Annotated in this window: 7 protein-coding genes; 6 read left to right on the plus strand and 1 reads right to left on the minus strand. The window is 45.0% G+C overall.

What is annotated here, in order from left to right:
- Positions 1-207: 207 nt before the first annotated feature.
- Positions 208-2,325: an alpha-galactosidase gene (locus AB4484_RS20475; RefSeq protein ID WP_372080097.1), complete on the minus strand. Its 2,118-nt coding sequence runs from the start codon at positions 2,323-2,325 to the stop codon at positions 208-210.
- A gap of 847 nt (positions 2,326-3,172) precedes the next feature.
- On the opposite strand from AB4484_RS20475, the gene AB4484_RS20480 reads away from it, so the two are divergent.
- The 6 genes from AB4484_RS20480 to rsxB all read left to right on the plus strand — a co-directional run bounded on the left by AB4484_RS20480 (position 3,173) and on the right by rsxB (position 11,406).
- Positions 3,173-4,417 carry a carbohydrate porin gene (locus AB4484_RS20480; protein WP_372080099.1) on the plus strand — a complete coding sequence of 415 codons (1,245 nt, stop codon included), beginning with the start codon at positions 3,173-3,175 and terminating at the stop codon, positions 4,415-4,417.
- A gap of 107 nt (positions 4,418-4,524) precedes the next feature.
- Positions 4,525-5,427, plus strand: coding sequence for a MalM family protein (locus tag AB4484_RS20485; protein ID WP_372080101.1), 903 nt, complete (start codon positions 4,525-4,527; stop codon positions 5,425-5,427).
- A 129-nt stretch (positions 5,428-5,556) separates the two neighbouring features.
- Complete coding sequence (locus AB4484_RS20490; RefSeq protein ID WP_372080103.1) at positions 5,557-8,658, plus strand: beta-galactosidase; 3,102 nt, start codon at positions 5,557-5,559, stop codon at positions 8,656-8,658.
- A 299-nt stretch (positions 8,659-8,957) separates the two neighbouring features.
- Positions 8,958-9,962, plus strand: coding sequence for a substrate-binding domain-containing protein (locus AB4484_RS20495; protein WP_048611573.1), 1,005 nt, complete (start codon positions 8,958-8,960; stop codon positions 9,960-9,962).
- 269 nt (positions 9,963-10,231) lie between these two features.
- Positions 10,232-10,810, plus strand: a complete 579-nt coding sequence (rsxA, locus tag AB4484_RS20500; RefSeq protein WP_004734039.1) for an electron transport complex subunit RsxA — start codon at positions 10,232-10,234, stop codon at positions 10,808-10,810.
- Positions 10,811-10,812: 2 nt separating this feature from the next.
- Positions 10,813-11,406, plus strand: a complete 594-nt coding sequence (gene rsxB / locus AB4484_RS20505; protein ID WP_004734040.1) for an electron transport complex subunit RsxB — start codon at positions 10,813-10,815, stop codon at positions 11,404-11,406.
- The last annotated feature ends 7 nt before the right edge of the window (positions 11,407-11,413 follow it).

The following is an 11,413-nucleotide window of genomic DNA, read 5'->3' on the forward strand; positions in this document are numbered from 1 at the left end:
ATTAAAGTGCTCAAAACAGTTCGTAGTGTGAAGTAACGCATGAGAACGATTACATAAGTGCAGTATCGCGGTGGGAATACCTACAGCTCTCCAATCTATAAGGGCACATCAAATTGATTAGATAGTTCATGACGGCTTATTAAAGGCAATTAAAAACCGCGTAATTTCACCTACGCGGTTCGTCAAATATAAGGTCTATGTTAAAACTTACTCGATACGTTCAAACTTAATCAGCATCGCTGTTTCTGCATCGAGTATTGGCATCGTCAGCCCCACCTCGGCACACCAAGCACCTGATAATTCACAGCCAGACTCAGTCCATGGCGGTTGATAATTCACAATATCATCGTAGTTTGACGGTTTATCAATCACAGAGATCTTGTATAGGCTTTGTGGATCTAGCCCAGGTATCCGCAAATGGCCACTCAACGAATTGGTTGGCATCGCCAGCTGTGCAATCATCACCACCGCTTCTGACACATCTTCGGAAACGACCGCATGGATTTGATGGGCACTGTCGTCCGTTGGTACTCGCCAAGTTCTCCCGCTATGCAGTAACGGGCGCAGCATCTTATGTAGCTTGATGTAGTGTTCGAAGCCCTCTTTCTCTTCTTGAACTTCTTTCACAGGGTCTAATTCAATCCCCATATGACCAAACAGTGCTGTTAGACCACGAAACTCAATACTATGACGACGACGAGTGCTGTGGCAGTGGCTCGCACCAATATGACTTCCCATTACCTCGGGGGGGAAGAAGTAACTCATCCCACGCTGAATCGTTTGTCTTTCCAGCGCGTCATTGTTATCAGACGCCCAAAAACGTTGCGTACGCTTAAGAACCTCAAAATCGATACGACCACCACCAGCCGCACACGATTCAATATCAACCATAGGGTGCTTCTCTCGGACTTTATCGACCAACTCATAATAACGAGCGGTTTGTTGATGGGCCGCAGCCCTGCCTAGATGCGCAGGTTGTACAACTTCTCGGTTCATATCCCACTTAATGTAAGCAATGTTGTACTTACTTAAGAAGTGGTCAAGGCGCTCAAACAGAAAGTCGAATGCTTGTTGATTCTGAAGATCGATAACATATTGATTGCGACCCGTTGGTTGGTCATAGCCGTCAACCGCCAGCAACCAGTCTGGGTGGGCTCGGTATAAGTCAGAATCCTTATTGATCATCTCAGGTTCGAACCACAATCCAAACTCCATACCCAACTGATTAACGTGTTCAACGATCGGCTCTAAACCATTTGGGTATTTTTCTTCATCTAAGAACCAATCCCCTAGCGCAGCCTTGTCTCCGCAGCGCCCTTTGAACCAACCATCGTCAATGATAAAGCGCTCTACTCCCATATCCGCGGCTTGGCTAGCCATCGACATAATATAATCAGGATCATGGTCAAAATAGATGCCTTCCCATGTATTAAGATGGATAGGTCGAGGCTTTTGTGCGAAATACTCTGGCAGGATCGAACCACGCACATGGGAGTGGAACTGGTGGCTCATTCCATTTAGGCCTTCCGAACTGAAACTGGCATACAACCAAGGTGTCGTTAAGCTTTCACCTTCATCCAATGCAATCTCACCCGGTAGATAGATAACTTCCGCTTGCACGTAGCGACGACCGTCTGCTTTTACATCAGCGCGCAGTCTGTGGTTACCACTCCAAGCGAAGTGAATGCCCCATACATCACCTGCCATTTCATTGAAGTTAGCGGTACCGACAACCATCGCTGGATAATGTTCATGAGACGTTCGTCCGCGACGATTTTCTTGCTGATAGCCCCCTTGCTGTAAGGGTTGACGCACCGTTTGGAACTCATGTACCCAGCGGCCGTAGTACGTCATCAACTCATTAGCTCTTGCTGGTAATGGCAAAGTATTAGCGAGACGGTTCACCTGATAAAGGCCGGCTTTAACGTTGGTTAAGGTGTGACGAGATTTCACAACGTCATGTTTATCAAGGCATAACTCGGTTGTTAAATGTAAGCCTGCACGCACATCTTCACTCTCAATGATTAGGCTAGATGGTGTTTGTTGAATATCCGTAATAGAGAAAACAGGCGCCCAGTCCAATCCGTCTCGGTGCCCTTCTAATGCTGGACTGCTGAATACACCGCGTCCGAGCTCTGGGCTCAGTGACATAGCGACATCATTATCAAGGCGACCGTAAGGAACTGGCCTTTGAAGAGAAACACGAAAGTTCGTTAGATCGCCACGAACTGGTACTCCCCAATGCAGAATTTCGGCGAAATCACCAAGTTCAACGATCAGTTGTGAGTCTTTACCCGTAATTTCTACTAGGGATTTATTCGTCATTTTATTTAACCTTAACGCGTTTAATTACCCCGTATCATAATTATTGAGCTGAGAGTTTCTGTGATCAAACCCAAAATCATGAAAACGTTTCCATTAAATATTTTGAGATTAATAGATTCAAATAATGCCCCCTAATTCAAAGATTTATGCCAACCACCATCTCAATGCATATGCTCCTAATCCCCAAAAATAGGGGTATTCCACATTAAATAAAGCGCTATAACGTTAAAATAAACAGGAGTTTAACAACAATTAAATCCTTAAAATTCATTATCTTATGGTAGCTCTGTAATTTGAAAATTGTCTCAAACACATTTCCTCTTGAACTCACCACACCACACTCGTATTCTTAACCTTTAGAGTACAACTATGAAGTGTCTCCCTGGGCCCTAACTTTTACATTCCAGCTTGACGGTATAGAACGCAATGCCTGTAGCCTAGCTTCGGCATTGAATTTGATACTTGCTTCCTTGTCTCACATGCCCAGTTATCATTAACTGGGCTGCTTTTCCCCTCAAAAATCCCCCAAACCCCTTGTTGGCTATAGCCCTACATCACTGTTACCTATGTTCGAACACAACGAGCAACTTCAACTTTAACGCACGATCAAGCCTCTCCCCCCCTGAAATAGAAAACGATTCCATTAAAAATCCACAGAAACCTCTATAAAACTGCCACTACAAGCCCAATAACCAGATCAAAATCACACAAAATAATCACAAACCCATCAATAGCGTAAAAATGCCAACCTCATCATGAAAACGTTTCCATAGTTTATTTACACTCTCGCTCGAGTTAGGACTCAAACATAAAAATATCCATAAATAAAAAATAATGGAGACACTTCATGAAACAAAAAATGCTAGTTAAAGCATTAGGATTCACTCTGGCCCTCACCCCATTAATCAGCTTCGCTGCAGTGGAAAACGTAACGTATTTGGGTTATGCGAAATGGGGCAACATCTACACCGACAATGACCAACATAACGATGGCAAAGGAGAACGCAACGACGTTATTCGAGCAGGTCAAGGTTACGGTAACTACCGTTTAGGTAATGAACTGAACTGGTGGGAAGCCGGTGTTAAAGCGGATGTATGGCGTGACAATGACGCTTATTTTGATACCACGATTTATCTAGGCAGCGGTGATAGCTGGGGGGATGTCAGTACGATCCAACTTTGGTCGGCAGGTCATGGCCTTATCGAAGGACAACCTAACGCGAAAGTATGGGCCGGAGAACGTTTTTATCGTCGCCATGAAGTCCACATGATTGACGTTAAGTACTGGGATACATCCAGTACGGGTTTAGGTATTGAAGATTGGGACCTAGGGTTTGCGGATGCACATTTGGCCTGGATGGCGCCAAATTCTTCAAGTGACGATGGGCGTAGTCTTCACAATATTGATGCTCGCTTAAGCGGGATTGAATTGAGTGACACAGCGGATCTTACTCTTGGTTTGAACTACGTGACCACGCAAAACTCGAGCTACGACGATAAAGACATTACTACTTCTGGCGCAATGCTCTCTGCTCTTTACCGTCAAGCTTGGAACTACGGTTCAAACACCTTGGCTTTTCAATACGGTACTGATGCCTTAGCTGGCGGATTAATGAGTGCTGAAGGTGGTTCAGACAAAAAGTACAGCACTGGCGTCGAACATGATGGCTACAGCTGGCGTCTATTTAACCATGGTGATTTAAATATCAGTGAAGATGTTCAAGTCATGTACTCCATCGCTTATCAAGATAACAACCTAGATAACAACGATGGTGAGAAATGGTTCAGTGTCGGTGCTCGTCCTCAATATGCTTGGACAGATTATATGTCGACAGCACTTGAAGTCGGTTACGAAACGGTAGAAGCACAAAACGGCTCAGGCACCAATGATATGTACAAAGTGACTGTCGCTCAAATGTTCCAAGCTGGCAAAGGCGTATGGGCTCGCCCATCTATCCGTATCTTTGCAACTTACTCTGAATCCAACAACGAATGGGATCGTGGTAACGAGACTTATGGAACGGCAACAAGCATCAATGCCGAGACTGTTGACGAGATTACCTTTGGTTTCAACGTAGAAACTTGGTGGTAAACCACCACACCCGAGCGTCTGTTCAATCAACGAATTGACGCTCAACACTGGAATAGCAATTTAACGGGGAAAGCCGATGTTTTCCCCTTTACTAAGGTAGCAATCAGATGAAATTAAAAGCATTGGTGATCATTGTCGCGGCACTCACCGTTAGCGCATGCAGCGGAATACCTGAAAAGGAACTTAATACTGATTTCAATGAGAGTGCATGCTGCTCTCAGCTAAGTGCGCTGCCAATGACGCAATTGTCTGTTCCATTCCACCAACAAGTGATTATGGACGGTCATTTACCGACCCTTTCCTCTTCATTGTTAAATGACAATACACAAGCAGATAGCCAACGCTTTCCGACCATCGCGTACCAAATCAGTGACATGACAGAATCGCTGTCCTTACTCATTCGTTCATACATTAAAAATGATGCGCTATTCGCACCGTCTATCTACGTCTTTGACAAACAATGGCGACTGCTTGGTCAATACAGGACTAACGACTTCACTTACTACCCGACAGCGATGCAAGGGTTAGAAAGAATTGAAGCATCAATTGCACTCGAACCTCAACGAGACAACGCGCAATTTATTGTGGTCAGCGCCGATAGCACTAAGTTAGATAGCGCCATCAATCGAATTCATCCTGAAGATCTGTATTCAGAATCTCAGCAGATTATTGGCAATAAGCAACTGCCGTTGACTGCCACGTTGAGCAGCGTAGGTGCCATTGATATTACGGCGAGCAAATCAACAAACAGTGCAGTTTTGACCCTACTGGCTGAGCTTGGCGTTTCATCCAACAATGAGCCCGAAACCTTAGGTTCAAAGCAAGTTTCTCAACCATCAACTCAGACAGTTGAAACCAATCAAAAGGCGCAATGGCTGAATATCCAAAAGGACATTAACCAAGCCCTAAACAACAACGACATCAAACAAGCCGCATTTATTGCTAATCAAGCGGCCGAACAGGGCATGCCCGAAGCAAAAGATTATTTATTAAAACAGCTCGCTGAATAGCTCAATAGCTCAATAAGCCAACAGAGCAATACGCAAAACCAACGATTTGATAACGGTCATCACGGCTTAAAAAACCGATGACTTAATAGAATTATTACCAATATTGAACACTTTAAGAGTAGGAATACCATGAAGGCATTTTCAAACATCATCCAAAGACGCGATTGGGAAAATCCACAGTCTGTGAATATCCACTGCCTTAATGCGCACAGCCCATTATCAAGCTACCGCAACCTTAAGCACGCTCGAGACGGCATTGAATCACAACGTAAATCTCTTAATGGACAATGGAAGTTCAAATACTTTGATGCACCTGAACAAGTTGACGGTGAATTTATCGAAACAAGTTTCAATGACTCACACTGGGACGAGATTACCGTACCATCAAACTGGCAAATGCAAGGCTACGATAAACCTATCTACGCCAACGTAAAATACCCATTTGAAGTGAACCCACCGTTTGTACCGGCAGAAAACCCAACCGGTTGTTACCGCACTCAAATTACATTGACTAAAAATGACCTAAAGAACACCCAACGTATTATCTTTGATGGCGTCAATTCCGCTTTTCATCTTTGGTGTAATGGCAATTGGGTTGGGTACAGCCAGGATAGTCGCTTACCTGCAGAGTTCGACTTAACTCAGTATCTAACTGTTGGCGACAATACGCTGTCTGTCATGGTGATACGTTGGTGTGATGGTAGCTATTTAGAAGACCAAGATATGTGGTGGCTAAGCGGTATTTTCCGTGATGTGACCTTACTAGCCAAACCAAAGCAGTGCATTGAAGATGTGTTCGTTACGCCGGACTTAGACGCATGCTATCGCGATGGTTCACTGTCTATTGTCACCAAAATTACGGCACCAGACACTTACCAAGTTCAGGTTCAACTGTTTGACGGTGAAAACGCAGTAACTGAGCCACTTATCGATCGCCCGCATAATCGACGAATTGACGAGCGTGGCACCTACGATGATGTGGTATTCCAAACTCTTCATGTTCGAGAACCGAAGAAATGGAGCGCAGAAGTCCCTAACCTTTACCGAATTGTCGTGTCATTGCTTGATAGGCAAGGTAACCACATAGAAAGTGAAGCTTATCAAGTTGGATTCCGTAAAGTCGAAATGACAGACGGTCAGCTAAAGCTAAACGGCAAACCGCTATTGGTTCGCGGCGTGAACCGTCATGAGCATCACCCAGAGTTGGGGCATGTGATGACAGAAGAAGACATGATCCGCGATATCTGTCTAATGAAACAGTACAACTTCAATGCTGTGCGCACCGCTCACTACCCTAACCACCCACGATGGTACGAGCTGTGTGACGAATACGGTTTATACGTGTGTGATGAAGCGAACATAGAGACCCATGGCATGCAGCCTATGAATCGCTTGTCTGCAGACCCACAATGGGCACACGCTTATATGAGTCGTTACACGCAAATGGTCATGCGTGATAAGAACCACCCTTCTATCATCATCTGGTCTTTGGGCAACGAGTCAGGGCACGGCAGCAGCCACAATGCGATGTATGCTTGGTCGAAACAGTACGATCCTTCTCGCCCGGTACAGTATGAAGGCGGTGGTTCAAATACCACAGCTACCGATATCATTGCGCCAATGTACGCACGCGTTAACAGCACTATCGAAGACGATGCCGTTCCAAAATGGTCTATCAAGAAATGGGTTTCTCTGCCTAACGAACAACGCCCGCTTATTCTTTGTGAATACGCACACGCAATGGGTAACAGTTTAGGTAGCTTTAATGATTACTGGGATGCATTCCGAGAATACCCTCGCCTACAAGGCGGTTTCATCTGGGATTGGGTTGACCAAGGATTAAGTCAGTGGGATGAAAACGGTGAACACTTCTGGGCTTATGGTGGAGACTTTGGCGACATCATCAACGACCGTCAGTTCTGCATCAACGGTTTGATCTTCCCAGATCGCAGCGTACACCCGACCTTGGAAGAGGCGAAATACTGCCAGAGAATGATCAATGTGACGTTAGCAGAGCAAACTGAAGATCAATGTCGCCTAACGGTAACCAATGAAAACCTGTTCCGAGCGACTGACAATGAAATCTTACGCTGGCAATTGCTCGAAAATGGCGTCGTGATTCAATCTGGGCAACACGTCTTATCCGTTACTGAAGATAGTAAACAAGAGCTGGTCATTGACCTTGCTTTCACGCCAAAAGCACAAGCCGAATATCATCTCAACACCGATATTACTCTGATTCATTCAACCAAGTGGGCAGAAGAAGGCCATGTTTGTGCGACGGAGCAATTTGCTTTACGTAACCATGCAGGCTTGCAATTCCCTAGTACTGCAAATGCTTTGGCTCCTCAGTTAAATCAGCAAGACAATAAAGTGGTCGTGTCTAGCCTAGATGAAACACATCAATGGCAATGGGATACAGAGAGTGGATTGTTGACCCACTGGATCGTTGATGGACAACCGCAAGTTATCAAGGCACCTGTCGATAACTTCTATCGCGCACCACTTGATAACGATATTGGTATCAGTGAGATAGACAACATCGACCCAAATGCATGGGCTTGTCGCTGGGAACTTGCAGGCATTGGTCAATGGGAACGTCAATGTACAAGTTGTGCCGTGCAAGCACTCGCAGACTCAGTACAAGTAACGTCAGTATTCGCCTACCAATTTAATGGCCAAATCCAAGCGATTACAAAATGGCAATACACCTTAAATAACCTAGGCGAAATGAATATCGCGATTGATGTCACCTTAGCCGATCACTTACCTCCGATGCCGCGCATTGGTCTTGAGATGGAGCTGCCGTTACCAATCGAAACAAGCGATGAAACTCCAGTTTCGTGGCAGGGATTAGGTCCTTTTGAAAACTATCCAGACCGTTTGACTGCTGCTCGATTCGGTTTACATAAACAAACACTGGATCAGATGCACACGCCGTATATATTCCCAACCGATAGCGGGTTACGTTGCGGAACCAAAAACTTGAATGTGGGAAATATCGGGATCGAAGGCGATTTTTCATTCAGTGTGAGTCAGTACAGCCAGCAACAATTAACGGATGCTAAGCATACCAATGACCTTACTCGTGAAGAGAAAATCTATGTACGTGTTGATCACCAACATATGGGCGTTGGTGGTGATGATTCTTGGAGTCCAAGTGTTCACCAAGAGTTTCAACTCACCGACAATCAATATCGTTATCAGGTTACTCTAACAAGCGCATCGTAAGTAGATTCAGGCCAAGTGGTTTGCTCTAAAGCCACTTGGTTCTCTATTACTTTGGGTTACCTGTGATTACCTTACTTCACGCGACAACAGCTCACACGACAACAGTCCACACGCCAATGTGACTCAAAAGCCAAGCTCAAATCTAGAGCTTGGCTTTTTATTTTCAAACTAATCAGCCAATCAAAAATAAACCATCAAACCTCGTCATATTTGATGTTTAGTATTTGAATTGGCTAACTATCCGTTGTTAAATGTCCAACCATCAGCACACAGCATTATATTCAGAATAAGAGAGCGGAATGGCTACCATTAAAGATGTTGCGAAGGAAGCAGGCGTATCAATCGCGACCACCTCTCGAGTAATCAACAATGCACCTCACACCAGTGAAACCGCAATTGCGGCGGTAAAAGCCGCTATGGAAAAACTCGGCTATCGCCCAAATGCCAACGCCCGTGCATTGGTCAGCAAATCTTCAAACGCGATTGGTGTGCTGGTTAATGATGTTTCTGCCCCGTTCTTCGGCTCGATGATCAAAGCCATTGATACCGTGGCAAGTGAGCAAGAAAAACAGTTACTGATTGGCAGTGGCTACCATGACGCCACCAAAGAGCGTAATGCCATTAATCTGCTTATCAACAGCCGCTGCGAATCACTCGTCGTTCATAGCAAGGGCATTAGCGATGAAGAGTTAGTCAAACTGGCCAATGAAGTACCCGGAATGGTACTGATCAATCGTATTGTTCCCGATATCGAAAACCGCTGTATTGCTCTCGACAACCGCCGCGGCTCTTACATCGCGACAGAGTATTTGATCAAAAACGGCCACAAACACATTGGCTACATCTGCTCGAGTCACGATATAGAAGATGCTCACGACCGCTTAGGTGGCTATTTGGATGCATTGAAAGATCACGGTATTGAATCGAACGATGAGTACATCGAATATGGTGAACCTGACGAACTAGGCGGTGAGCAAGCCATGGTTAACTTAATGGCAAAAAACACAGATATCACTGCAATTGCCACGTATAACGATTACATGGCAGCAGGCTGTTTGGCGTTATTACAAGAAAATGGCGTTCGTATTCCAGAAGATATGTCAGTTATTGGTTTCGATGACGGCCACATTGCTCGCTTCATTTACCCTAGATTGACCACCATTCGTTATCCAATCCAAGTCATGGCTAACCAAGCGGTTAAGCTCTCTCTGCAACTCGCAAGTGACGAGCCAAAAGAGCACCCGGAACATAAGCTATTTATGCCAATTTTGGTGCGCAGAGCCTCTGTTCGAAACATTAATTGAGAAAGCTCAGGTTCATAAAAACTAAGTCATTTCGTTCCTCTACACTTTTTACAACAAAGAAAATAGGATTGATTCGATGAGTTATCATTGAGTTAATCTTATTTTTCATTCCCCGCAAATACCCACCTATACTTAACCTGATCCATCTTAATCAAACGGTTACCCGTTGATTTTTTCACCAAGTGTCTAAATCCCTAGTGATCCTTGGTTGTTATTAGGTGAGCAAAGCAGGATAATATCGGGATCGGAATCTCAAGAATTAATCCATTATGACCGAATACCTTTTGTTGTTGGTTGGCACAGTGCTGGTCAATAACTTTGTGCTAGTGAAGTTTTTAGGACTATGTCCATTTATGGGAGTCTCCAAGAAACTGGAGACTGCGATTGGCATGGGCCTCGCGACGACTTTCGTTCTGACGTTGGCGTCGGTCTCTGCGTACCTAGTAGAAACCTACATCCTTACCCCTCTGGGTATTGAATACCTGCGTACCATGAGCTTCATCTTGGTTATCGCGGTGGTGGTTCAATTTACGGAAATGGTGGTTCACAAAACCAGCCCGACTCTTTATCGCCTGCTGGGTATCTTTCTGCCTCTTATCACCACAAACTGTGCGGTATTAGGTGTGGCACTTCTGAACATCAATGAAAACCACAACTTCATTCAGTCGATCATCTATGGTTTCGGCGCAGCGGTTGGTTTCTCTCTTGTATTGATCCTATTTGCTGCGATGCGTGAACGTATTGCGGTTGCTGATGTTCCAATGCCATTCAAAGGTGCATCGATTGCGATGATCACAGCAGGCCTAATGTCTCTGGCATTTATGGGCTTTACTGGGTTGGTGAAATAAGCATGAGTACCATTTTAATTGCGATCATTGCGCTAGCCGTTTTAGCCGCTGTTTTTGGCGCTATTTTGGGCTTTGCTTCTATCCGTTTTAAAGTTGAAGCCGATCCTATCGTCGATCAAATCGACACCATTTTACCGCAAACTCAATGTGGCCAGTGTGGCTACCCTGGTTGTCGCCCATACGCAGAGGCGATCGCTAACGGAGACAAGATCAACAAATGTCCTCCGGGCGGCCAAGCAACCATTGAGAAGCTAGCAGATTTAATGGGCGTAGAAGTTGAAGACTCCGCTCATGACTTAGATAACAAAGTAAAAACCGTTGCCTTCATTCACGAAGATATGTGTATCGGCTGTACCAAGTGTATTCAAGCCTGCCCTGTTGACGCCATTGTTGGTGGCACCAAGGCGCTACACACAGTAATTAAAGATGAATGTACAGGTTGTGATCTATGTGTCGCACCGTGCCCTACTGACTGTATTGAAATGATTCCAGTGGCAACAACGACTGAAAATTGGAAATGGCAGATGAACATCATTCCTGTTACTGATATCACTAACCAAGCGACTGATGCGACTGCGTCAGAGCCTAAAGCATAGGGTTAGT

Source organism: Vibrio sp. 10N.261.46.A3 (assembly GCF_041472995.1).
In the GTDB taxonomy this organism is placed as follows: Bacteria; Pseudomonadota; Gammaproteobacteria; order Enterobacterales; family Vibrionaceae; genus Vibrio; species Vibrio coralliirubri.

Coding starts and splice junctions, on each gene's coding strand:
- AB4484_RS20490 (WP_372080103.1), top strand. CDS start 5,557: ATGAAGGCATTTTCAAACATCATCCAAAGACGCGATTGGGAAAATCCA.
- AB4484_RS20475 (WP_372080097.1), bottom strand. CDS start 2,325: ATGACGAATAAATCCCTAGTAGAAATTACGGGTAAAGACTCACAACTG.
- AB4484_RS20485 (WP_372080101.1), top strand. CDS start 4,525: ATGAAATTAAAAGCATTGGTGATCATTGTCGCGGCACTCACCGTTAGC.
- rsxB (WP_004734040.1), top strand. CDS start 10,813: ATGAGTACCATTTTAATTGCGATCATTGCGCTAGCCGTTTTAGCCGCT.
- rsxA (WP_004734039.1), top strand. CDS start 10,232: ATGACCGAATACCTTTTGTTGTTGGTTGGCACAGTGCTGGTCAATAAC.
- AB4484_RS20480 (WP_372080099.1), top strand. CDS start 3,173: ATGAAACAAAAAATGCTAGTTAAAGCATTAGGATTCACTCTGGCCCTC.
- AB4484_RS20495 (WP_048611573.1), top strand. CDS start 8,958: ATGGCTACCATTAAAGATGTTGCGAAGGAAGCAGGCGTATCAATCGCG.